General features: G+C 66.3%; 22 protein-coding genes, 2 tRNA genes, 1 other RNA gene and 1 pseudogene. 16 read left to right on the forward strand and 10 right to left on the reverse strand.

Annotated elements, in window-relative coordinates:
- Nucleotides 1-21: 21 nt before the first annotated feature.
- The 5 genes from MPARV_RS0115025 (at nucleotide 22) to MPARV_RS25405 (ending at nucleotide 4,724) form a co-directional block, all read left to right on the forward strand.
- On the forward strand, nucleotides 22-999 hold the full coding sequence (locus MPARV_RS0115025; protein ID WP_020378883.1) for an LLM class flavin-dependent oxidoreductase: 978 nt from the start codon (nucleotides 22-24) through the stop codon (nucleotides 997-999).
- Between the two features lie 58 nt (nucleotides 1,000-1,057).
- A complete protein-coding gene (locus MPARV_RS0115030) occupies nucleotides 1,058-1,702 on the forward strand; it encodes a TetR/AcrR family transcriptional regulator (protein WP_020378884.1) in 645 nt (214 codons plus the stop codon).
- A gap of 35 nt (nucleotides 1,703-1,737) precedes the next feature.
- Nucleotides 1,738-2,868 (forward strand): nitronate monooxygenase, encoded by a 1,131-nt coding sequence (locus MPARV_RS0115035; protein WP_020378885.1) that lies wholly within the window; start codon nucleotides 1,738-1,740, stop codon nucleotides 2,866-2,868.
- 1 nt (nucleotide 2,869) lies between these two features.
- Entirely contained in the window at nucleotides 2,870-4,216 is a 1,347-nt protein-coding gene (locus tag MPARV_RS0115040) for a cytochrome P450 (RefSeq protein ID WP_012224788.1), read from the forward strand.
- A 250-nt stretch (nucleotides 4,217-4,466) separates the two neighbouring features.
- Nucleotides 4,467-4,724 (forward strand): glycoside hydrolase family 3 N-terminal domain-containing protein, encoded by a 258-nt coding sequence (locus MPARV_RS25405; protein ID WP_020378887.1) that lies wholly within the window; start codon nucleotides 4,467-4,469, stop codon nucleotides 4,722-4,724.
- Between the two features lie 729 nt (nucleotides 4,725-5,453).
- On the opposite strand, the gene MPARV_RS0115055 is transcribed toward MPARV_RS25405, so the two are convergent.
- From MPARV_RS0115055 to MPARV_RS0115075, 5 genes are all read right to left on the reverse strand, one after another.
- Nucleotides 5,454-6,176: an NgoMIV family type II restriction endonuclease gene (locus MPARV_RS0115055; protein WP_020378888.1), complete on the reverse strand. Its 723-nt coding sequence runs from the start codon at nucleotides 6,174-6,176 to the stop codon at nucleotides 5,454-5,456.
- Nucleotides 6,177-6,185: 9 nt separating this feature from the next.
- A complete protein-coding gene (locus MPARV_RS0115060; RefSeq protein ID WP_012224797.1) occupies nucleotides 6,186-7,382 on the reverse strand; it encodes a DNA cytosine methyltransferase in 1,197 nt (398 codons plus the stop codon).
- Nucleotides 7,383-7,538: 156 nt separating this feature from the next.
- Complete coding sequence (locus MPARV_RS0115065) at nucleotides 7,539-7,961, reverse strand: very short patch repair endonuclease (RefSeq protein ID WP_085951980.1); 423 nt, start codon at nucleotides 7,959-7,961, stop codon at nucleotides 7,539-7,541.
- 114 nt (nucleotides 7,962-8,075) lie between these two features.
- The gene (locus MPARV_RS0115070; RefSeq protein WP_012224799.1) at nucleotides 8,076-8,480 is read right to left on the reverse strand and encodes a hypothetical protein; all 405 of its coding nucleotides are present in this window, start codon (nucleotides 8,478-8,480) and stop codon (nucleotides 8,076-8,078) included.
- Nucleotide 8,481: 1 nt separating this feature from the next.
- Nucleotides 8,482-8,874, reverse strand: a complete 393-nt coding sequence (locus MPARV_RS0115075) for a hypothetical protein (protein ID WP_012224800.1) — start codon at nucleotides 8,872-8,874, stop codon at nucleotides 8,482-8,484.
- Nucleotides 8,875-9,034: 160 nt separating this feature from the next.
- Between MPARV_RS0115075 and MPARV_RS25175 the strand changes: the two genes are divergently transcribed.
- A complete protein-coding gene (locus tag MPARV_RS25175) occupies nucleotides 9,035-11,668 on the forward strand; it encodes a LuxR C-terminal-related transcriptional regulator (protein WP_172636589.1) in 2,634 nt (877 codons plus the stop codon).
- 73 nt (nucleotides 11,669-11,741) lie between these two features.
- Nucleotides 11,742-13,211, forward strand: a complete 1,470-nt coding sequence (locus MPARV_RS0115085; protein ID WP_157789662.1) for a hypothetical protein — start codon at nucleotides 11,742-11,744, stop codon at nucleotides 13,209-13,211.
- Between the two features lie 105 nt (nucleotides 13,212-13,316).
- Here the strand turns inward: MPARV_RS0115085 and MPARV_RS0115090 are convergent, their stop codons facing one another.
- Complete coding sequence (locus MPARV_RS0115090) at nucleotides 13,317-13,880, reverse strand: hypothetical protein (protein ID WP_157789663.1); 564 nt, start codon at nucleotides 13,878-13,880, stop codon at nucleotides 13,317-13,319.
- Between the two features lie 462 nt (nucleotides 13,881-14,342).
- Between MPARV_RS0115090 and MPARV_RS0115095 the strand changes: the two genes are divergently transcribed.
- Nucleotides 14,343-15,020, forward strand: a complete 678-nt coding sequence (locus MPARV_RS0115095; RefSeq protein WP_020378893.1) for an RNA polymerase sigma factor — start codon at nucleotides 14,343-14,345, stop codon at nucleotides 15,018-15,020.
- Complete coding sequence (locus tag MPARV_RS0115100) at nucleotides 15,017-15,250, forward strand: anti-sigma factor (protein WP_020378894.1); 234 nt, start codon at nucleotides 15,017-15,019, stop codon at nucleotides 15,248-15,250. Before MPARV_RS0115095 ends, MPARV_RS0115100 begins: the two co-directional genes overlap by 4 nt.
- 75 nt (nucleotides 15,251-15,325) lie before the next feature.
- Here the strand turns inward: MPARV_RS0115100 and MPARV_RS0115105 are convergent, their stop codons facing one another.
- Nucleotides 15,326-15,703, reverse strand: coding sequence for a VOC family protein (locus tag MPARV_RS0115105; RefSeq protein WP_020378895.1), 378 nt, complete (start codon nucleotides 15,701-15,703; stop codon nucleotides 15,326-15,328).
- A 52-nt stretch (nucleotides 15,704-15,755) separates the two neighbouring features.
- On the opposite strand from MPARV_RS0115105, the gene MPARV_RS0115110 reads away from it, so the two are divergent.
- Nucleotides 15,756-16,502 (forward strand): helix-turn-helix transcriptional regulator, encoded by a 747-nt coding sequence (locus tag MPARV_RS0115110; RefSeq protein ID WP_020378896.1) that lies wholly within the window; start codon nucleotides 15,756-15,758, stop codon nucleotides 16,500-16,502.
- Nucleotides 16,503-16,604: 102 nt separating this feature from the next.
- Nucleotides 16,605-17,050: pseudogene (locus tag MPARV_RS25670) on the forward strand (transposase); the annotation flags it as partial.
- Between the two features lie 407 nt (nucleotides 17,051-17,457).
- Here the strand turns inward: MPARV_RS25670 and MPARV_RS0115120 are convergent.
- Nucleotides 17,458-17,531, reverse strand: a tRNA-Arg gene (locus MPARV_RS0115120).
- 156 nt (nucleotides 17,532-17,687) lie between these two features.
- On the reverse strand, nucleotides 17,688-18,161 hold the full coding sequence (locus MPARV_RS0115125) for a septal ring lytic transglycosylase RlpA family protein (protein ID WP_012224818.1): 474 nt from the start codon (nucleotides 18,159-18,161) through the stop codon (nucleotides 17,688-17,690).
- Nucleotides 18,162-18,409: 248 nt separating this feature from the next.
- On the opposite strand from MPARV_RS0115125, the gene MPARV_RS0115130 reads away from it, so the two are divergent.
- Entirely contained in the window at nucleotides 18,410-18,916 is a 507-nt protein-coding gene (locus tag MPARV_RS0115130) for an SRPBCC family protein (RefSeq protein ID WP_012224820.1), read from the forward strand.
- A gap of 66 nt (nucleotides 18,917-18,982) precedes the next feature.
- Here the strand turns inward: MPARV_RS0115130 and MPARV_RS0115135 are convergent.
- Nucleotides 18,983-19,067, reverse strand: a tRNA-Ser gene (locus MPARV_RS0115135).
- A 118-nt stretch (nucleotides 19,068-19,185) separates the two neighbouring features.
- On the opposite strand from MPARV_RS0115135, the gene ffs reads away from it, so the two are divergent.
- The 4 genes from ffs to recR all read left to right on the forward strand — a co-directional run bounded on the left by ffs (nucleotide 19,186) and on the right by recR (nucleotide 22,861).
- Nucleotides 19,186-19,284, forward strand: an RNA gene (gene ffs, locus MPARV_RS23830) — signal recognition particle sRNA small type.
- A gap of 93 nt (nucleotides 19,285-19,377) precedes the next feature.
- Nucleotides 19,378-21,600 carry a DNA polymerase III subunit gamma/tau gene (dnaX, locus tag MPARV_RS22945; protein ID WP_051012014.1) on the forward strand — a complete coding sequence of 741 codons (2,223 nt, stop codon included), beginning with the start codon at nucleotides 19,378-19,380 and terminating at the stop codon, nucleotides 21,598-21,600.
- Nucleotides 21,601-21,692: 92 nt separating this feature from the next.
- Complete coding sequence (locus MPARV_RS0115145; RefSeq protein ID WP_020378898.1) at nucleotides 21,693-22,181, forward strand: YbaB/EbfC family nucleoid-associated protein; 489 nt, start codon at nucleotides 21,693-21,695, stop codon at nucleotides 22,179-22,181.
- A gap of 5 nt (nucleotides 22,182-22,186) precedes the next feature.
- Nucleotides 22,187-22,861: a recombination mediator RecR gene (gene recR, locus MPARV_RS0115150; RefSeq protein WP_012224824.1), complete on the forward strand. Its 675-nt coding sequence runs from the start codon at nucleotides 22,187-22,189 to the stop codon at nucleotides 22,859-22,861.
- Nucleotides 22,862-22,880 lie beyond the last annotated feature (19 nt).

The raw sequence follows: 22,880 nt of genomic DNA on the forward strand, positions 1-22,880 counted from the left end.
TCGGCGCGCCATGATGGGCCGATGACCTTCGTCGCCCTTCGCTACGACATGCGGACGACCCGCGGTGGGGTGGACCACGCCGCCCTGTACCGGGCCGCCATGGAACAGATTCGTTGGGCGGATGGCTTGGGGATCGACTCGGTGGTGCTTTCAGAACACCACGTCAGCGAGGAGGGCTACCTACCGTCACCGCTGGTGGTGGCCGGGGCGGTGGCCGCCGCGACGAAGCGCATCAACATCACCATCGCAGCGCTGGTGGCCGGGCTGCACCACCCAATCCGGTTGGCCGAGGACCTGGCGGTGCTCGATCACCTTTCTGACGGTCGGCTGATGGTGGTGCTGGGCATCGGCTACCGCACCATTGAGTTTGAGGTGTTCGGGGCGGACCGCGCCCGGCGGGGACCACTGTTGGAGGAACTGGTGGCGGTCCTGCGTCAGGCCTGGACGGGCGAACCGTTCGACTTCCGCGGAACCACGGTGGTGGTCCGGCCCAAGCCGTTGACGCCTGGCGGGCCGATGTTGGCGGTGGGCGGATCGGTGGACGCGTCGGCCAAGCGGGCGGCCCGGCTGGGACTGCCGTTGTTCGCAGGGGACGACCATCCCGAACTGAAGGTGATCTACCAGCTTGAGTGTGAACGGCTGGGTCACCGTGGCGGCTGGTCGGTAATCCCGTCAGGTCCGATGTTCGTCCACATCAGTGACGACCCGGAACGCGATTGGGCCAAGATCGGACCGGTCGCGCTGGCCGACGCAGCGGTCATGCGCTCCTGGCAGACCGCGGGCAATCGATCGCTGACCGAGTCCGAGGCGACGACGATCGATGAACTGCGCACCGAGGGCAAGTACCAGGTGCTCACCCCGGACGAGTGCGTCGAGCTGTGCACCAGGGTGCACACGTTGACGCTGCATCCGCTGTTGGGCGGCATTGACCCAGCCCTGGCGTGGCAGAGCCTGGAACTGTTCGCCGGTGAGGTGCTGCCCAAACTCCAGACAAGTTGAACGATGGATATATCAAAGGTTCGACATACATAGCGGACGTTATGTATCTTGCTCGCCTGTGGCCACCCAGGAATTTCGACGCGCCGAGACGCGCCGCCTGTTGCTGACCGCCGCCACCGAACTGTTTGCCCGGCAGGGATACCACGCCACCTCGGTCGAGACGGTCGCGGCTGCCGCCGAACGCACCACCGGTGCCCTCTACGACCACTTCGGGGGCAAGCCGGGCTTGTTGGTGGCGTTGCTCGAAGACTGGATCGCCCTGACGGTCGCCGGGCTGACCGCCGGCATGCAGGGCGTACCCGACCTGGACGGTCGCGTGGCGGCGATGTGGTCCGGGTTGATCCACACCGACGACGAGGCCGGAGACGCCTGGCTGCTGTTGGAGTTTGAACTGTGGCTGCACGCGGTGCGCGACCCGGAGATCGGGCAGATCGGCGCCGAACGCTTTCGACAGATGCGCGGTGGACTGGCCGTCGCGCTCAACGACTGGTCCGCCGAGTTCGCAATTGACTTGCCGGGCCCGGCGGACGAAGTGGCCGCCCAACTGATCGCGTTGCTGGTCGGTATGGCGTTCCAACATCGGATTGATCCGGCGGCCGTGCCGGCCGGGGTCGTCCTGGCGGGGCTCCGGCGCCTGCTCGAGTTGCCCGGTCAGCCGATGCTGCTCGCCGCGTCGGCTGACCAATCCCTACACGTTCACTGAACAGAAACCACTCATCCAACCAACCGGAGTCATCCATGCAAACCGAACTTGCCAAGAAGCTGGGTATCGAGTTTCCAATCTTTGCGTTTACCCACTGCCGCGACGTGGTGGTGGCCGTGTCCAAGGCCGGCGGGTTCGGCGTACTTGGCGCCGTCGGGTTCACCCCGGAACAACTGGAAACCGAACTCACCTGGATTGACGAGAACATCGGCGACCTGCCCTACGGCGTCGACATCGTGATCCCCGGCAAGTACGAGGGCATGGGCGAGGACGACGCCACCAAGCTCGAGCAGGAACTGAAAGACCTCATCCCCGAACAGCACCGCAAGTTTGCCAACGAACTGCTCGAATCGCACGGGGTGCCCGAGATTCCCGACGCGGAGAAGATGCAGGAACTCCTCGGCTGGACCGAGGCCACGGCCGGCCCCCAGGTGCAGGTGGCGTTGTCGCACCCCAAGGTGAAGCTGTTGGCCAACGCGCTGGGCACCCCCCCGCCCGACGTGATCGAGGAGATCCACGCTTCGGGTCGGCTGGTCGCGGCGTTGTGCGGTGCCGCCTCGCAGGCGGTGCGCCACGCCAACGCAGGCGTTGACATCGTGATCGCACAGGGCACCGAAGGCGGCGGTCACACCGGCGACGTCGGCTCGATGGTGCTGTGGCCCGAGGTGATCGACGCGCTGGGCGACACCCCGATGCTGGCCGCCGGCGGCATCGGCACCGGTCGTCAGATGGCTGCGGCGCTGGCCATGGGTGCGCAGGGCGTGTGGACCGGCTCGCTCTGGCTCACCGTTGAGGAGGCCGACGTGCCGCCCGCTCAGATGAAGACCCTGCTCGAGGCCGGAAGTCGCGACACGGTGCGGTCCCGTTCGTGGACGGGCAAGCCATGTCGTATGTTGCGCAATGACTGGACCGAGGCGTGGGAGGCGGAGGGCAACCCCGATCCGTTGGGCATGCCGATGCAGTTCATGGTCACCTCCAATGCCGTCCAGCGGGGTCACAAGTACCCGGAGCAGGCAAAGGACGTGAACTTCAACCCGGTCGGCCAGATCGTGGGCCGCATGAACAAGATGCGCCCCACCCGCGACGTCATCTTTGACATGGTGAGCGAGTGCATCGATGCCACCGAACGTATGCACAACCTGATGAACCAGAACGCGGAGGTCTGACATGGCCGGCGCAACGGTGAGCCTCGACGCGAATGAACCTCAAACCGAGCCCGTAGCGGGGATGGCTGCGACAGCAGGCGGGTGCCCGTTCACCGGGGCGGTCGCCCGTGGGCCCATCGAACCGATTCCAGTGAGGGAGGGGTTTGATTTCACCGACCCCGACCTGATCGCCGATCGAATCCCGCTGGAGGAGCTGGCCACGCTGCGTCAGACCGCTCCAATTTTCTGGAATCCGCAGACCCGCGAGGAATCGTCCTTCGACGACGGTGGGTTCTGGATGGTGAGCCGTCACGAGGACGTCAAGGCCATCTCGTCGGCCCGAGAGGGCTGGTCGAGTGAGGAGAACACCGCGGTCGTGAAGTTCGACGGCGCGACCGTGGGCCCCGACGAGCGGGCGATCCAGCGCGAGATGATCCTCAACATGGATGCGCCCCGTCACACCAAGGTGCGCGGGATCATCGGCCGGGGCAGCTTCACCCCTCGTGCCATCGGCCGGATCGCGGACGCGCTCGACGCGCGGGCACGGCAGATCGTCGCCGAGGCGGTGGCGCGCGGCACCGGGGACCTGGTGCTCGACGTGTCGTCGGAGTTGCCGCTGCAGGCCATCGCCGACCTGGTGGGGTTTCCCCAGGAGGACCGCAAGCGAATCTTCGATTGGTCCAACCAGATGGTGTCCTACGACGACCCCGAGTTCGACGTCGAGCCGGCAGTCGCCGCCGCAGAAATCCTGGGCTACGGCATGGAGCTTGGGGAGGCCCGTAAGGCCGACCCGGGCAACGACATCGCCAGCAAGTTGGTGACCGCCGACATCGACGGTGAACTGCTGACCTCCGAGGAGTTTGCCTACTTCTGCCTGATCCTGGCGGTGGCCGGCAACGAGACCACCCGCAACGCGATCAGCCACGGCATGCAGGCGTTCTTCGAGAACCCCGACCAGTGGGAGTTGTTCAAGGCCGAACGCCCTCAGACCACCGCCGACGAAATCGTGCGATGGGCCAGTCCAATTGTGATCTTCCAGCGAACTGCCACCACCGACCACGAGCTGCACGGCACCACCATCCGTGCGGGTCAGCGCGTGGGCATGTCGTACAGCTCGGCCAACTTCGACGAGACGGTCTTCGACGAGCCGCACCGCTTCGACATCACCAGGGATCCCAACCCCCACGTGGGCTTCGGCGGTGGGGGTGCCCACTACTGCATCGGCGCCAACCTGGCACGGATGGAGATCAACCTGATGTTCAACGCCATCGCGGATCTGGCGCCCGACATCGCCCCACTGGGCGAACCCCGACGGCTTCGGAGCGCCTGGATCAACGGGATCAAGGGCCTGCCGGTTCGCTACGCCTGACGAACGTTTGTGGTGCTTGGACGGCGACGCGCCGGCTTCGGCCGGCGTTGGGTTCCTGACCAAGGACGGATCCCACCGGGCGTCGTTCGTGGCCGCCCGCCTCGAACGGCTGAGTGTCCCCGGCATCGCATTTGCCGATGGCCAGTGGTGCCACCTGGGACCCTCAACTTGAAGAGCGGGTGGGCGAGGCCGTTGGCGCCGAATTGCGGGCGGCGGGGGCCAACCTCACCGGCGCTGTCTCTGCGTCAATGTGCTGCGCCACCCGGCCTGGGGACGGGCGCAGGAAACCTGTGGCGAGGCCCCCCACCATGTCGGCGAACTGGGGGCAGCGCTGCCCCGCGGCCTCCAGCGTCACGTGATGGCGTGCGTCAAGCACTTCGCGGCCGCGGCCGACGTGGCCGTCGTGGTGGTCGGATGCACCTACACCCACGAGGGTGAGCACATCGGCGAGACCGATCCTGGGTTGTTCGAGCTGTTTCCCACGACGGACGATCCCGGGTCTGGTTGAACGTTTCCAAGTGTCGATCGCCGACCTGCCGCCAGCCACGAAGCCCGAGTGTCTGTCCGATCGGCCACGGGGTTTCAGCGCGGGTGGGGACCGAAGCTCGCGGGGCCCAGGCCGGTCCGGGGCTGGTCGATGTTCTACTGGGTAAGCCTGGATCCACCGGTCTGGTGAGGTGGTCGGGGCGTGTAGAAACGCAGAAAGTGCCTTCCTGTATGGGAGAATGACGGTGTTGAAAGCCAGTCACAACTGAGATCAGAAAGACACTTTCTGTGAACACATCTTGCCATAGTTCCGACCGGATTGAGGTGGTCTTCGATCACCCGAACCTGGTGTCCGATTCGGGCCTGCTGTTGATGTCCACCCTGGCCAGATGCCTCGGACTTCCCGGCCTGGTCCGCTACTGGGTTCACACCAAAGCCCCGAACCCCGCGGCCAAGGTGATGACACTCGTGATGGGCATGATCGCCGGGGCGACCCGCAACGGCACCGTCCCGGCGTTCCCGTTTGGGTTCGGGCTCTCCTACTCCGAGTTCGAGCTCACCGATGTGACCATTTCCGTGGACCAAGGTGCGCTCATTTTCAGCTGCGTGACCCAGCGCTACACGCCTGGGTACCGGCCACCGGCGGCTGTTTCGATTCGTGGTTGGCCGCCACTCGGCCGACCCCAAGCGTCAGAGGTTGGATCTCGACCTCCCGGCGACGGCGACACGACGCGGAGGCTCGTAAGGCTGCTCAGACGGTCAGGTGGTCGGGCAGCTCGGTCAGGTCGTACAGGCGGTCCTGCGAAACGATTTCAGCCAACGCCTCTTGTTGGAGTTCGTTGCCGACACCGGCCACGGCCTCCTCGAGTTCCGGCAGGCAGACGTGGTACACGGCGTCCACCTCGCCGGTGCCTCGGCAGATGGCGGCCAGCCGGCTCGGCTGGGGCTCGCTGGTGACGGTCACGATGTGGGGCTGGCGGCCTCGGCGGTGTCGGATCATGCTGACCCCCTCGTGGCGGATGTTCTGCACCCGGTCGGAGCGGATCGAGAACTTGCACGACACCGCAGCGTGCAGGATGGGCCGCTGGAAAACGTCACCGTGCATGAACCCGACGGTGACGTCCGGCGAGATCATGTAGTCCTGACCCAGCTCCACCTTCAGGGTGGGGTCAGCCCCGACCAGCTCGTTGAGACGGGCCAGGTGGGCGTATTGACGGAACTCCGAGATGGCGCCGCCGCGCCGGACCTCCCATGGACGTCGCTGGTCAAGGCGCGGAAGTTCGGCCGCCAGGTACTCCTTCACGCCGTCCTCCAGGTTCATCCCGGCGGTTTGGGCGTTTGGGGCCTGATGGGAGATGCCGAGCACCTCCAACACGCCCCGAGCGATGTCGGTGGACCCATGGTTGGCGATGTCTGCGGTGTTGGGTTTGTCGCCGACAAACCCGAGCAGGTCAAGAACGAAGGGGGCCGCCATCGGGGGTCGTTACTTGACGGCCGCGTCCGAGCTGGTCGCAAAGGCGTGCTCGTAGACGTAGTTGGCCAGGGCCTTGCCCAGCTGCGGGGGAACGGCGTTACCGATCTGGCGGGCGATCTCGATTTTGGTGCCCTCGAAGATGTAGCTGTCGGGGAAGCTCTGAATGCGTGCCGCCTCCCGATGGGAGATCACCCGGTTTGCGCTCGGATGCAGGTAGCGGCCCTTCTCCGGCTTAAAGAACTCGGTTCGGATGGTGGCCGATGGCCGATCCCAATGGGCTCGACCCATCACGTCGGTGGTGCCGGTGGGCTTGTTCAGCCAGCAGGCGGGCGTGATGTCGGGACGTTTGGCCATGAGGTCGAATCGGTTACCGCCGGGCGGGATGGCCCGGTATCGCTCCATGGACTCGGGCCGCGGCCGACGCCCGAAGTGCAGGTGCTGGTCGTCGCCGGAGATGTAGGGATCGGTGCCCTTGGTGCGCGATGGAAGATCCTCGATGGCATCACGGACGGTGACTTGCGGGACCTGCCCCTGGCTGCCCGGACCGTGTGTGGGCGTGGGAGGCCAGGGCAGCTTCCGGTCGACATCGCGGATGGCAATCAGGATGCCCCGCCGACGCCGTTGTGGCACGCCGTAGTCGGCCGCGTTGAGCACGCCGTAGGCGGGCGTGTAGGCGGACAGCTCGGTGTCGTGGTTCAACAGGTGAAGCAGCTCGGCGAACTGGGCCGACTTTTGAAACTCGGGCACGTTCTCGATGACGAAGGCCTGGGGCTTCAGGGTGCGGACAGCGTCGAGGTAGTGCTTCCACAGGCCGTTGAGCGATGCCCGTGACTCGTCGTCGCGGTCTCGGCCCAGCGGGCTGAAACCCTGGCAGGGCGGCCCGCCAATGATCAGGTCGATCTCGTCGGGGTAGGCGGGGCTGTCCTCGATGTCGCCTGCGTACACCTCGCAACCAAAGTTGCGTTCGAAGCTCCGCGCTGCGGCCGCCTCGTGCTCAACCGCAAACACCGGCGTGTAGCCCCGGTCGGCCAGGTGGAACCCCAGTGACAGTCCGCCCGCCCCGGCGAACAGGTCGAGCGTGGTGATCGGCCGCAGCGGCGCGCCGTCGTTGACGCTGGTTCGCTGTGCCGACTCGCTGCTGGATTGCCCTGTCATCTGCTGGTACCTCCGGGCCATCGCCTCGTTCCCCATCGCGTTGAACGCCATAGCGCGCGTCCAATTGTGACAGCGGGGTGTGACAACGAAGGCGGCGTGACCCCGATGGGCTCGAACTCCGTGCCAACAGGGTAGAACCTGGGCGCTCGGCCCCGGCGACAGTGGCCCTTCCCACCCGGTTCCTCCACGACTCGTGCGACTAATCGGTCAGCTGGTTCGGGACCGCACCGCGGTGTCAACCCGCCCCGCGGCCTCCGCCGGATCCTCGTGCTCCCAAAACCGGAGCACCGTCCACCCTTCCGCCTCCAGCCGGGTGTCGGTCTCCCGATCCCGCTCAACCGTGCCGTCCAGCTTCGCCGCCCAGAAGTCTGCGTTGGCGGTCGGCCGGGTGGCGTGGGTGGGGCAACTGTGCCAGAAGCAGCCATCCACAAACACAGCCACCTTCGCTCCGCGAAACACCAGGTCGGCCCGCCGGTTGAGCCCGGCGATCGGCCGCGCATCCACCCGATACCGCAGGCCCCGGCGCCAGACCGCTCTCCGCAGCGCCATCTCTGGGCGCGTATCCCGGCCCCGGTTGGCCTTCATCGACCGACGTGAGCCATCGGAGGAAGCCCACGACTCCCCGCTCACCGGCCGACCTGTTTCATCGGAGCAAGTGTGCCGGCGCCGGCCGGGCGACGACGTCGGTGAAGGTGTTCACCATCGGCGTGCAGGTTGCCAACGATGCACGCTCGCTTCGCAAGGTCAGACGGCAGCGGTCCAGTCCAGGGCGAACTCCTCGATGCGGTGGGGGTTGACGCGGGCCGGCAACCGCACACCGGGCTGCAACCGGTGCTGCTGGATGGCGGGCACCACCACCGACTGGGTGATCGGGATGGGTGGTGCGCCGTTCATCAGGACGAGCACCGAGACCGTGACGATCGGGTCTCCGTTGAGATGCCCGGTTGGTTCGGCGGAGACCACCTGAGCCTCCGTCGGGATGGTTTGTGCCGAGGATGCAGCCAGGCCGACGGTGGAGGACGTCAACGCGTTGGTGTGCGCAGCCATCCTCTGATTCATCTCGGCGAGGCGGACGCCCACCGGTGGTGTGTCGCGGCTCAGCTTCTTCGCTGCCCGCTTGGTGTCCCCGATGTCTTTGAAGAGCCCCATTTCAGCGTCCGGTGTAGAGCGTGTTGAACGCCGAGGCCACCGCTGGGTCGGAGGCGATGCGGGCGTTCCACCCGTCCATGGCCATCTGCCACTGAGCCGCACCGACGCCGTGTCGAGCGGCCAGTTCCGGCCCTCGCGCCTGGTCGTAGCCAACCTCGGCAAAAGACCGGGAGATGGTGACGTAGAGCACCAGGTCCACTCCGGCAATCGCTTCGGTCCCGTCTGCCGATGGCGGTGCCATGCTGGGTGCCTGGTTCAGGTACTGCGCCCCTGCAGCCTGCTGGGCGGCGCCGTTGGCCTTCGCCGCTTCGGCCAGTTGACCCGTTTGGGCGATCAGCCCGGGGGCTGCATGCGCCATGTCCGTCAGCCCCTTGATGTCTTTGAAGATTCCCATGATGAAACTGCCTCCTCTACCGGCGACCGGTCGATCCGGCCGTCGAATGAACTCTGCGCCGAGCCAGCGAAGAGGTCATGAGTAACGACTGCTCATCCACCGCCCTGTCGAGATTGAGCACCGCGGTAGTGTCACCAGGCGGACAGCGAAGGGGGCCGTGGTGTCAGCTTCGAGGGCAGTACCCCCGCTGGGCGAGTGGCCACTGATCGGGCGGGCGATCGAGCTCGAAGCATTCGAACGTGCGCTGTCGCGGCCCACCTGTGCGGCGGTCGTGCTCTACGGAGAGGCAGGGGTGGGCAAGAGCAGGCTTGCCGATACCTTTCTGGCCTCGGCCGACGAAATGGGTCACCCCACCGCGCGGGTGCTGGCCAGTGCAGCGGCGGCGACCATGCCCCTTGGTGCCATGGCACCGGTCCTGCCGGCGGATGTTGATGCGTCGAGCGCGCCGGGTGCGCTGTTCGAGAGTGCTCGTCGGGCCATGGCCACCCTCGGCACTTCGCGGCCGGTGATCCTCGTCGACGACGCCCACAATCTGGACGTGTCCTCGGCGGTCCTGCTGACCCAACTCATCGCTGCCGGCGTGGTGATGGTGGTGGCCACCATCCGCGATGGCGAGCCACTTCCCGATGCGGTGGCCGGCTGGTGGCGCACCCCGGACGCCGTCCGAATCGACGTCGGCGACCTCAGCAAAACCGCAACCCGGGAGGTCCTCGAGACAAGCCTGGCGGGGCCGGTCGGAGCCGATGCGGTGCTGTCGTTTCATGAGGCGAGCGATGGCAACCCGTTGGTGTTGCGCGAATTGGTCCACCTCGCGCTGGCCGATGGTCAGCTCCGACCAGACACCGGGACCTGGCGTCTGGTCGGAGCTCTGGGGCACAGTCAGCGGCTCCACGATCTACTCGGCGCTCGTCTCGCAGCGCTCACCGACGATGCCCGCTCCATCCTCAACCAGTTGGCCCTGTGCGCACCGCTCGGCATTGCCGAGTTGATCGATGATGTGTCCCGTGCGGACGTTGTTGCCCTGGAGCGGGCCGGCCTGGTGCGTCAGGTGGTGGATGGGCTGCGTCATCAGTTGGTGTTGGCACACCCCCTCTACGGCGAGGTGCTGCGCGCCAATATGACTGCGACGGACCGCCAGGCGATCCTGCTTGCGGTTGCCGAGTCCACCGCATCACTAGGTGCTCGACGGCGGGAGGATCCGCGGCGGGTGGCCACCTGGCTTCTTGACGGTGGCGGTGACCCGGATCCCGTCTTCTTGCGCCAGGCGGCGCACGTCGCCCGCAACGCCAACGACTTTGGTGGGGTCGCGCGTTTGGCGGGCTCCCTGCGCAGGCAGGATCCATCCGTCGGGGCCGCTGTCCTGCTTGGTGAAGCGCTTTACGAATTGGGGGATTTCGAGGAGGCAGAGGCTGTTCTGGCAGAACCGGCCGCCAACGGAACCTCATCGCTCCACCTCGCCCAGCGCGCCACCACCCGGGCGAAGAACCTCCAGTGGGGGTTGTGCGACTGGCAGGGCGCCCTCCAGGTGGTGATCGATGCACGGGTAGAGGCGGGGCCCGAAGTCGCCGCCGAGCTGACCACCGCAGAAGCGTCGGTCATGCTGTTCTCCGGTCGGCCTCAGCTGGCACTCGACTTGTTGGATGGAATTTCGTCCCCCATTCCTGCCGTGGCCGTTCAGGTGGCGATAGACCGCAGCACCGCTTTGGCATTGGTGGGGCGACCGAACGAGGCAATCGCGGTCGCCGAGGCGGGGCTCATCGACCATCTCGGCCTCCCTCAACCCGTCGGCCTTGCCCACCCAGGGACCCACGTGGTCAACCAGGCATTCGGCCTCATCGAAGCAGGTCGGCTCGGCGAGGCCGAGGAGCTGTCGCGGGCCGGTTACGACGTCGCCGTCGCCGACCGTATCCCTGTGGCCCAGATCTGGTTCGCCATCATGTTGGGCAAGATCGAGCTACTGCGGGGGCGCATCGCCGACAGTCGGTCCTGGTACCGCGAGGGTGCATCCACTGCTCGCCTGCATCGATTCCGGGGACCGTTACGTCTGGCTGTTGCCGGGGAGGCCGTCGCCGAAGCGACCCTCGGCCACGACGTAGCCGCCGCCACGGCGGTCGAGGAGTTGGACTCGCTCCCGCCGTTCGGGTTTCTCGCTGCCGATCAGGCGATCGGTCGCGCGTGGGCCGTCTCGGCCGGGGGAGGGCCCGCCCAGGCCCGGGCAATCCTGCTGGACGAGGCCGAGCGAGCTGCCGCTGCATCCAACCGAGCGTCGGCCGCGTGGTTGTGGCATGACGCTGCACGTCTCGGCGCCACCGGCATCAGCGCGCATCTCCGCAACCTGGAAGCAGCCTCGGACAGCCTGCTCATCTCCGTTCGGGCTCTCCACGTCGCCGCGCTCGAGTCCGGCGACCCGTCGGCGTTGGTCGAGGCCTCGAAACAGCTGGAGGGTCTCGGCTTGGATCTGGCTGCGGCCGAAGCCGCCGGGTCCGCTGCCGATGCATTCCGGCGTGGTGGCGATCAACGGTCGGGGGCCCGGGAGGCCGGCCGTTCCCAGGCAATCGCGGCCCGATGCCCCGGTGCGGTCACCCCCGGGCTGGCCACCATCGAGGCCGTCGTTCCCCTGAGTAAACGTGAACGCGAGATCGCAGCGCTGGCTGGTCAGGGGGCGTCCAGCCGGGAAATTGCCGGGCGTCTCTATCTATCGGTCCGCACCGTGGACAACCATCTGCAACGGGTGTACGCGAAGCTTGGGGTGACCGGGCGAGATCAGCTGGCATCGGTACTCGGCAGCACCTGAGGGTGCACCCGGCGCGGGACAATGAGCAGTGTCTACTCATCACATCGGACCGACGATGGCGGACAGTGTCGTCGTGGAACCTCATGGCGTCAGTCCGAAGAACGTGCCCATCCGCCCCTCCCGCAGAGTGCTTGGATCGCTGGGGGTGATCGCCCTGTTCGTCGGAGCACTGTTCGCGTTCTCGCTGAGCGCCGGCGCTGTCGAGTTCGATCCGATCCCAAAGGTCACGTCCAATCAGCAGTGCGTCGAAGGCGGTCTGCTTGTCAGCATCTTGATGACCAACGAGGGTGCGGGTACCGCAACTTTCTTTGCCGATTGGAACGACACGCTGGATGGCAACATTCAAGACGGCGGGTCGTACTCCTTCGATGTCGCTGACAACCCGGGGGAATTGAGCCATGCGTTCCCGGAGGGTCATGAAGGGACGATCACGATCACATCCATCGATGGTCCCGGTGTGGATTTCTCGTTGAAGGTTCCAGCGGTCGACTGTCAGTCGAACCCGGAGGCCACCGTGGCGGTGATCTGCCCGTCGTTTCCTGGGGAGGTCCCACGACTCGAGTACACCTACCAGAACGACAGTCAGGTTCCCGTCGACTTCACCTTCGTGGACTCCTACGGACCCGACATCATGAAGACCGGCGTCAAGAACATGGCTGACCCGGCCATCGAATCCAAGCCGGTCTTCGAGGATGTTCAGCTCAAAGCCGAGGCCTTCGCCGACGGCGTGTTGCTCGACGGTATCGACGCCGTGGTGGACTGTTCACCGCCGAATCAGGTCACCGTGTCCAAAGTCGTGGTGGGCGGTACTGGCAACCCGGCCTTCAACTTCGAGGTGGTCTGTCACCCGAACGACCTCATCGGTCCGGACACCGTGGTCGACACGTTCAGCCTTCACGATGGCGAATCGAAGTCGGTGGACCTTCCCGTCGAGTACCAGGTCTGTAACGCTCACGAGATCGACCCCGGCGCAGGCTGGACGGTCAGCGAGACGCTCAACGGGTCGCCCATCGACTCTGCGTTCGATGCGGTTCCCTTCCCCAACGGCCAGGACCACACCCTGGTCGTCACCAACACGGCAAAAGTCGAGCCAACCACCACGACGTCAACCGTGATCCCGTCCACGACGACTCCGGCTCCGACCACGACGTCGACCACCAACCCAGCCACGAAAACCCCGCTCACGACAACTCCGGTAGCCACGACCCCGCCCACCACGGCCCCGGCCGCTGTCCGTGGTGCAGCGACGCCCAGAACCACGGCCGCTTCGTCGGTGGCGTCGGCCGCAGATCCGATGGTGGCGTCACCCCGCGGTTCCACACCGGTGTTGGTGCCGCCGGCAGCTACGCCCCCAGCGGCGAGGCAGGTAACGCTTCGGCCTCTAACCCCAGCGCCGGCCCCAGCCGCCCCGTCCCAGACACGTCCGCTTGCCTTGGCGACGACCGGGTCGGACAACGGGACCCTGCTGTTTGCCGGCCTGGTGTTGTTCATCGGCGGGCTGGCGATGGTCGGCGCCACGCGAAGGTCTCGTCGCTCCAGCTGACGTCTGTGCCGACTGCCCCGGAACGGGCGCAGCGCCGGCTGCTGTGCAGCCGGCGCCTACCCGGTGGGTGCAGGTCGATACCCCGGTCGCGGGGATGGACGGTTGCTACGCCATGAACCTGTCAGGGAACTGGGCGATCACCCCGGCGCTCAGCATGTCGGCCATCTCAACCATGTGCGCCTCAGCCAGGCCGTAGTTGGCGATGGCCTGGCTGTAGTCGCCCTGGAGCATGTCGGTGGCATAGACCAGGGTCTGGTCGATGTGGGTTGCCATCATCGCCTCCATGTCCGCCTTCGGCCAGTTCGTCGGGTTGGCATCGGCCAGGAAGTCGCCGATCGCCTTGGCGTTGGCATATTCGGCGGCCACGGCCTGATCGAGCCCTGCCGAGTCACCGGCCTTGGCAGCGGTCAACACGGCCACGGCACCCGTGATGTGCTCCTGAAGCAGCGTCGTCAGCTGGTCGGCGCCGGCATCGCCGTAGAAGGACCGGACCGCGTTGCCGATGTCCACCTGGTTCTGCAGCAGCCGGTCGGCGGTGGCTGGAAATCCGGGCGAGTCCACCGCAAAGGCGGCGACGGCGGCGTACGTCCACTCCATGTGCTGCATCCACAGGGTCTGCATGCCTTGGTACAGGGCGTTCTCCGAAGCATTGCGAGTACCGGGCGTCATCGGAGGCATCGTGGTGTCAACGGGGACCGTCGTGGTGGGAGGAGCATCCGTGGGCGGCGGGGCGCTGTTGTGGCCGGAGTGGCAACCGGCGAGCAGGCTCGCTGAAAACACGACGGCAACGCCGACCGCGCTGAGACGACGTGGTATTTGGCGGCGTGAGTCGTCCTGGCGGTTGGAGCGATGGATGTTCATGAGTGGAGGTCCTTTTTTCTCGTTGGGCGCCGGAACGAGTTCCGGTCGCAGGCCAGTCGCTGCCCACTGACAATGTGCGGTTCGAACATCGGGTGGGTTCGGTTGGTCACAACAAGTAGGTGTGCCGCCCCGGCAGGTTCTTACCGCGCTGCGCCAACTTTCTGCGGAGCCGCACCACACCCCCGCAGCCACCCATTCGCCATTGCGAGTCGATGGTCGTTCAGTGATACTGGTGGGACGGACCCAACTTGGAGCAAGGACCGAGTGCCTGTGCCTGAACGCATTGCCAGCCAACTCCTCGACTCGCCTGCACCAACCGTGTCGGTGCCCGACGGTTCCAATCAGGTGTGGCCCGAGTTGTTCCTCGCCGGAGGACCTGCCTACGACGCGGCGGTGCGGCGGCTGCACGCATTGATGACCAAGGCGGCCCATCACCAGGTGGCCTACATGTCGCCGGACCTTCCGGTCATCGGAGGCGTCCGGGTGGACGAGATCGTCAAGCAGGCGGCGGACGAGGCGACCGTCGCGGCCCTCGGCAAGCTCGCCTCGTTCGAGGGGCGGAGCCGGTTCACGACGTGGGCCTACAAGTTCGGCATCCTGTATGCCTCCAACGAAGTGCGTCGCAACATGTGGCGCCATCGTGAGGTCAACCTCGACAACCTGCCCGAGTTTGCCGGTGCATTCACCTCCCCCGAACAACACGTCGAGCACCTCGAGTTCGCCCGAGCCGTGGAGACCGCCATCGAGACGGTTCTCACCCCGCACCAACGCAAAGTGGCCGTCGCCCTGCTGGTCGAGGGGGTCCCTATCGACGTCCTTGCCGAACGGATGGGCACCAACCGAAATGCTCTCTACAAAACCGTCTTCGAAGCCCGGGCCCGTCTTCGGGCCCACCTCACCGCAGCAGGCTACTTCGGCGGGCCGATCGCAGAGCAGGTGACCTCATGACCCTCAATCCGTCACCGCAACTCAGCGATGCGCAGGCGCGGCAGTTCGTGGTGGACGCCCGACCGTGGATGTCGTGCGATGAGTGCTTCGAGCACCTCGATGAGTACGTCGACTGCTCGCCAACAACCGACTTCGAGTGGTTGCTGGCGATGACGGCGCACCTGACCGGCTGCCAGGTTTGTCGAGAAGAGGTGGAGTCGCTGATGCTCCTGCTCGCCGAGGACAACTGACGTTCGGCTCGTCGACGGCAGTTTGCCAGATTTCACGATCGGCAGACCTAGTTCAGGTCAGGGCCGGACGGAGAACTACTCGGCATCGTCGTCATACTCCATGGCAAGGGCGGGGTTGCCGCCCGGGTCCTCGAACGCGATAAGGGTTCCCACCTTCGAGATCGTGAACTTCTCCATCAAGATTCTGCCTCCGGCCGCCAGCACCCGTTCGCGGACCGCCTCCACGTCGTCGACGCCGAAGGTGCACTCAAACCCGCGGGTCGGTTCATCGTCGAGAAGCTGACGGCGCTGCTGAATCGCCCCAATTGGGGCCGAGCCGGAAGCATCCAGGATCTGCACGAATCCTGGGGGCCCATAGTCCTGGAACTGCCAGCCGAAGACCGCTCTGTAGAACGCCTGGGTGGCATCGACATCATCGGCGTTGATCGCGAAGTGGGTCAGTTTCGGGTTCATGCGCGCCATCGTCGCGCAACGACCCGGTTGGCGACTTCCTACACTTCGACCAATGATGTCGGATTCTCGCCACGTACCACCTCGGGTGCGCAGCTACTCGATCACCCATCCCCCCGGACGCGTCGCGCTTCCAACGCAACCCGGTTGGGACTATCTCGTCTTTGCCCACCTCGGGCTCTTCACCGCCATCACCGAGGCCCAAGCCTGGACCATCCCGACCCACACGGCCCTGTGTGTCCCCGATGGGACCCATGTGCGGATCGAGACAGCACGTCGAACTACAATCAGGTGCCTCTACGTCGACGAACGACTCGATGCTCTTGGCGATGATGTTCGGGTCGTCAACCTGACCACGCTGACACGCGAACTGCTTGGTCATGCCATTTCGACGGCCCCCATGAACCTTGAAGTCCCAGCGGACCACGCGACGATCACCCTGCTGGCTGATCGGCTGGCGAGCACCGTTAACGCGCCACTGCACCTGCCGCTCCCAGTCGACCCGGTAGCCCGTGTCGTCGCATCATCGATCATGGCGGACCCGGCGGTGGTTCTGGACGATCTGGGACGAGCTGTCGGTGCCAGTCGGAGAACGATCGAGAGGCGCTTCAAGTCAGAGACACGCATGAGCCTTGGCCAGTGGCGTCGACGGGCCCGCGTGCTCGCTGCCGTGTCTCTGCTCTCCCAAGGCGACAGCGTGACGCGAGTCGCCGTCACCGTCGGCTATTCCTCCCCCAGTTCCTTCGTCGCAGCGTTTCGATCCGAGCTTGGGTCGGCACCCCGACAATTCATGCAGAGCTAGACATCGCCGAGCGGCGATCCCCAACCTTCGGATCCGTAGTCAGAAGGTCGACCAAGCGTCACCGCGGAATCTGCTTGAAATGCGGACCGTGAGAGGCCGCACGGGGTCCGCCTGGTGATCTCCGACGCCCACGCCGGCCTCAAAGCCGCGATCTGCAGGGTGTTCCAAAGCTCCGGCTGGTAGCGATGCCGCGTTCATGCCATGCGGAACCTGCTCGCTGTCGGCAAACACCAGCATCGCCTGATGATCGCCGCGTTGATCCGCACGATCTTCGCTCAACCCGACCCCGAAGTCGACCGAACCCAACGCCGGACCGTGGTCGAACAACCGATCGAGCGACTGAACCGGGAACCGAAACGACGCACCGACGTCGTCCAGATCCTCCCCAACACCGAGTCGGTCATCCGCCTCGTCGGCGCGCTCCTCGTCGAGGTCAACGACGAAAAGATGTCCTCCGGACGGCGCTACATCGCCGCCGGATCCCTCGCCACCATCACCACCGACCAGGAGGATCGATAGCCTCACTCCCAGCAGCACCCCGAACCTGAAATCCCTGGGGACCGCACAACCGAACTACACCATCCGGCGGGACTCAATCACTCACGCTGACGATGATCACGACCATCGGATCCATTCAGAGCGCTGAAATCGCAATCGATATTCGCGGATGGAGTCGACAGATGCCGCGCCGCAAAACCGGCGTTATGTGGGTGATCTCATCGGGTTCGCGCCGCCCGTAGCACCGCCACATTGGAACCGCCGAGCCACTTTCTGCGTGCGGGCCAGTGAAGGGACGATGTTTCTATAGCGGCACTGGCCATCGCAAAGGCTGAGCCCAACTGGTGTGGTCGCTCCGGTACAAGGATCACTCGGCGTCGGTAGGTTCACCTTGCCCTGCTGTTTGACACAGGTTTGACGACGGCGACCGAGGCCGCCTGACGTCGCAGATCTTCAGTGCGCTCGGAGGGACTCGAACCCCCAACCTCCTGATCCGTAGTCAGGTGCTCTATCCAATTGAGCTACGAGCGCATGTGTTGAGCGGACAACCCTACGCGGTCCCGTGCGGGGCGCCAAACGGTCTGGGCCCGAGGAGCTGCCTGGACACAACGGCGCCCCGGAGCGGTTGCCCCGGGGCGCCTTGGTGTTTACCGGTGCTGCCCGACGAACGGGCGGCTGCGGTGTTGCTCAGTAGCGAACTTCGATGCCACGGAGCACCCCAGCGGAGATGGGCCCGAGCTGACGGAACTGCTGTGGCTGCAGATCGACGATGCGTCCACCAACAAACGGGCCGCGGTCGTTGACCACGCAGGTGGCGGTGCGGTCGCCCCGACGTAGGTGCAGGAGGGTGCCGGGTGCGGCGGTCCGGTGGGCACAGCCATTGGAAGTGCGTACCCGGGGGAAGGACACCGGTCCGCCAGCCTGTGTGTAGTACGACGCGGCGCCTGCCTGGTAGCGGGACGTGGTGCGCCCGCGGGGCGCTGAGACACAGCCGGTTGCGGCCAGCAGGAGGACGGCTCCTGCGGCAAAGGCGCGGCGAATGTTGAGGGGGGTGGTCATGGGAGTTGCCTCCAGGGGGTTGGTGCCATCGGCTGATGGCGGACGGTCCGCTGCGGCGCCGATACCCCCGGCCAGCGACAGTGCTGAGGTTGGGGGCGGCATGCTGCGGCCGTGTGGGTTGTTTGAAGAGTCGCTACTTTACGTTCTGGTTACAGAATTGCAACCTTTGTTACGGTGTCAGGAGTCACTGATGATGGTCACCCTGATGGATCTGATGGGAGGGTGACCCCCGCAGGCATGTCGGGGAGCGCGCGTACTGGGCCATGGAGGACGCGAACGCCGGGAACGGGCGCTTGTGTGGAGTTGGGTGAACGTTACGATGTCTGGTTCGTCGACCTACGAGGTGACCGTTGCCGACCAAGGAACTCATCGAGTGCGAACGGGTGGGGTTGGACTACTTCGAGACCGCTCCGGTCGTTGTACAGGCGACCCAGGTGGTGGCCGCCACGCCGGAGCGCATCTTCGACGTCTTTCTGGATGCCGACTCGTGGAGTCGCTGGGCGTATCCCATCACGTCGGTGGACTGGACCTCACCCTTCCCCTTGGAGGTCGGCTCCACCCGAACGGTGTGGATGCGCGCCGGAATGGTGGGCCACGAGGAGTTCATCGCCTGGGAGCCGTTCCGCCGCATGGCTTTTCGGTTCAACCAGACGATCAAGGGCGGCCCCACCGCCTTCGCCGAGGACTACGTGGTGACCGACCTGCGCGATGGGCGGTCGTTGGTGGAGTGGACCATGGCCATGACCCTCGCCGGGGTGTCGGCGCGGTTTGCTCCAGTGACCGGCCCGGCGATGGGACCGGTCAACCGGGCGATGCTTCGCAGGTTTCGCACCTACGTCGAATCCAACCAGGTATGAGGAAGCCCCCGAACGTGGTCCGGGGGCTTCGCTGAACTCTCGTGAATGTCTTGCAACTCACTTGAGCGGAGAGGGTGGGATTTGAACCCACGGAGGGTTGCCCCTCACACGCTTTCCAAGCGTGCCGATTCGGCCGCTCTCGCACCTCTCCTGGTTGGCTGAACCGACCACGACCGGAGCCGTTGGCATGTTCTGCGCTTCAACACGATATCGTGTGCACCACGCCAAGCCCCCACCCGTTGGGGACGAGGCGGGTCCCGACGTGGGACGACCGGGTCCTGTGCGACCGAACCCCGTGAACCGGGTCAGGGCCGGAAGGCAGCAGCCCTCAGCGGAGCGTTCGGAGTGCCGCAGACCGCCTGGTCGTCCCTCGTCGGGACCCGCACGGCGGGGTACGCCGTAGCGGCCGACCGCCGTGCTGATCGGACGGCCCACCTCGGCGCCCCTTGTATCCTCGCGGCGTGACCTACCAGTCCCTGTACCGCCGCTTCCGTCCCAGCACGTTCGCCGAGGTGCGGGGCCAGGATCACATCACGGTGGCCCTTCGCAATGCTGTGCGCAGCGACACGGTGGGGCACGCCTACATGTTCAGCGGCCCGCGAGGTTGCGGCAAAACCTCGACCGCCCGCATCCTGGGCCGGGCGCTGAACTGCACCAACCTTGTCGACGGTGAGCCGTGCGGCGAGTGCGACAGTTGCCGGGCCATGGAGGCCGGCACGTCGATGGACCTGCACGAGTTGGACGCGGCGTCCAACAACGGTGTGGACGCCATGCGTGACCTGGTCAGCCGAGCGGCCCTGGGCACGGCGGGCCGCAACAAGGTGTACATCCTCGATGAGGTGCACATGCTGTCGGGTGCGGCCTCGAACGCATTGCTGAAGACGCTGGAGGAGCCGCCGCCGCACGTCATCTTCGTGCTGGCCACCACCGACCCGCAGAAGGTTCTGCCCACGATCAAGAGCCGCACCCAGCACTTCAACTTTGAACTGCTGTCGCCGGGCGAGTTGGAGGACTACGTCCGCTGGGTGATCGACGAGGCTGACCTCACCGTCGAGGACGACGCCATCGCCTACGTGGTTCGCCAAGGTCGCGGCTCGGCCCGTGACACCCTCTCCGCCCTCGACCAGGTAGTGGCCGGAGGCGGCGTGGTGCCGCGCGAGGAGCCATCGGCCGGGCTGGTGGCGGCGTTGGTGGAACGCGACACCGGTGCTGTTTTGGCGTCGGTCGCCGACGCGCTCGGCCAGGGCAGCGACCCCAGGGTGCTCGCCGAGGCACTGGTGGCCGATCTCCGCGACCTCTTTCTCCTCACCATGGGTGTCGATGGGGCCAACGTGGCCGAGGGGGACCGAGAGGAACTCACCGACCAGGCTCGACGTTTCGGACCGGCCCGCCTCACCCGGGCGCTGGAACAACTTGGGTCGGCCCTGGTCGACATGCGCCAGGCGTCCGATCCGCGGGTGCCCCTTGAAGTGGCGCTGGTGCGGCTGACGGCGCCGAGCGCGAACCTGTCGATGGATGCACTGGCCGAGCGGGTGGAGGCGCTGGAGCGGGCGCTGGCAGGGGGTGCGGCCCCGGTGATCGCTGCCCCCGGGTCAGGGGCACCTCCCTTAGCCTCGCCGCCTACTTCCTCGGCGCCGGTGCCTCCCGCAGCACCTGCGACTCGTGCAGCACCTGCAGGTCCCGCCGGTGAAAGTGCAGCCGATTCTGGGGCTGTGGCGCCAGAAGCCGCTCAAGGGCGGCCGGACGTGGATACCCCCGCCGCAGCGCGGCCGCCCCGAAGTCCTAGCGGAGGCGCCGCTCCGGACAGCCACAAAGCCAAGGTGGAGGAGGCCAGGGAGATGCTGCGGGCCAAGACCGGCAAGGAGGCTCCAAGGGCAGAACCGATCACCGTCGACCCCGCGGCCGAGCCGCCTCCGCCCCCCCGGCGTCGTCGGCCCAACCCGCCTCAAGGCGCCAGATCAGCCGATCAGGGCCTCGACCCCGCACGCCCGCTGGTTGATCGCAGTGACGGCGAAGCGGCGCCGACCGCCCCAACCGCCCCCATAGCGACAGCTGCGCCGACCGCCCCCATAGCGCCGACCGCGCCGACCGCCCCCATAGTGCCGCTTGCGCCGACCGCCCCAGCAGCGCCGACGGCCCCGGCACCGCCGACCACGCCCTCCGGCCAGGCCCAGCCCGACAGCCTGCCTGACGCACCCGGGGCAGCTGCATTGGGCGAGGCCGACCGTCTGAACGGCCTGCTCGACGAAGTGTTGTCAAAGCTGAAGCCCATCACGCGGGCATTGTTCGTCGGTCACTTTGACGACACGGGCGACACGCTGGAGTTCAGGCTGGACAATCCAGCCATCATGGAGCGGGCCCAGTCTCGTCAGGGTGAGTTTGGCGAGGTGCTCGCTGGGGCGGCGGGTCGCCGGGTGTCGTTCAAGCTGGTGGCCGGAACGGGAAGCGCCGGTAGCCCGGGCGCCGAGCGTGATGCTTCTGGCCGACACGGGCGCAGCGCCCACGATGGCGGTCCGGCACCTCGCGGCGGCGACGATGCCGATGAGGCCGAATGGGCCGACAACTCCGAGTACGACGGGCTGGTGGTGGCCGACCTGGAGGACGCCGACCCACCGCTGAGCGCCGCCAATCGGCTTCTGGAGGCGTTTCCGGGCGCCGAGTTGATCGCACCCGACGACAAGTGACTCCTGCGTGGCCCGCCGAGGCGGCCGACGTAACGTGAACCCCGCCCTGCATCGCCATCCACCAACTTGGGCCAACCCGCCCCGGAGCTGACGTGACCACACCCGAGATACCCGGCAACGACCATCACAGCGCCAATCCGGCAGGTGCCGATGCTGATCTGGCGGACGTCGATGCCGACCCGATGGCGGCGTTGCTGGGCGGTCTGGACCTGGGTTCGCTGATGGAGACGGCCCAGGAGATGCAACAGCAGATGGCCGAAGCCCAGAACGCGCTGGCCGCCACCGAGGTGGAGGGCAGCGCCGGGGGCGGCAAGGTGCTCGTAACGATCACCGGCGACTTCTTGCCGGTCAGCGTGAGGCTCAACCCCGAGGTGGTCGATCCGGCCGAGACCGAAATGCTGGAGGATCTCATCCTTGCCGCATGGCGCGACGCAGTGGCAGAGGTGGGACGCTCCCACCAGGCGGCTGACCCGATGGCTGGACTGGACCTGTCGTCGATGGGGCTCGACCCGTCGGCGTTGGGTCTCGGCGGCGGACCTGAAAGCGACGCGTTTCCTGGTGCGGTCGACGGCGAGGCCTAAGGCCGGTGCCCACCTATGCCGCACCGATTCAGGAACTGATCGACTCGTTGGGGCGTCTGCCGGGGGTCGGCCCCAAGTCGGCCCAGCGCATTGCCTTCTATCTGCTGGATGCCGATCGGGAGGAGGCCATGCGTCTCACTCGGGCGATCATCGAGGTGAAGGACAAGGTGCGGTTTTGTGAGCGCTGCTTCAATGTGTCCGAGGCGGAGTTGTGCGGCGTGTGCGACGACGACCGCCGCGACGCACACGTGCTGTGTGTGGTGGAGGAGCCCAAGGACGTGGTGGCGGTGGAGCGCACCGGCACCTACTCGGGTCGCTATCACGTGCTCGGCGGCGCCATCGACCATCTCCGCGGCATCGGGCCGGACCGGCTACACATCCGTGAGTTGGTCGCTCGTATCGGCGAGGAGGACATCACCGAGGTGATTCTGTGCACCAACCCAAACCTTGAGGGTGAGGCCACGGCGCTGTATCTCAGCCGGTTGCTGGACCTACCCGGCCTGGAGGTCAGCCGCATCGCCAGCGGCCTGCCGGTGGGCGGCGACCTGGAGTATGCCGACGAGCTCACTTTGGGGCGTGCCCTGGAGGGCCGCACCCACGTCGGCGGATCACCGGCCGTTCCGCCATCACCAGAGCCGACCGCAACCGAAGCTCCGCCCTCCGTTGGCGGCACCGCCTGATCAACCGGGGGGCGCCGAA

It is taken from the genome of Candidatus Microthrix parvicella Bio17-1, assembly GCF_000299415.1.
Classification (GTDB): Bacteria; Actinomycetota; Acidimicrobiia; order Acidimicrobiales; family Microtrichaceae; genus Microthrix; species Microthrix parvicella.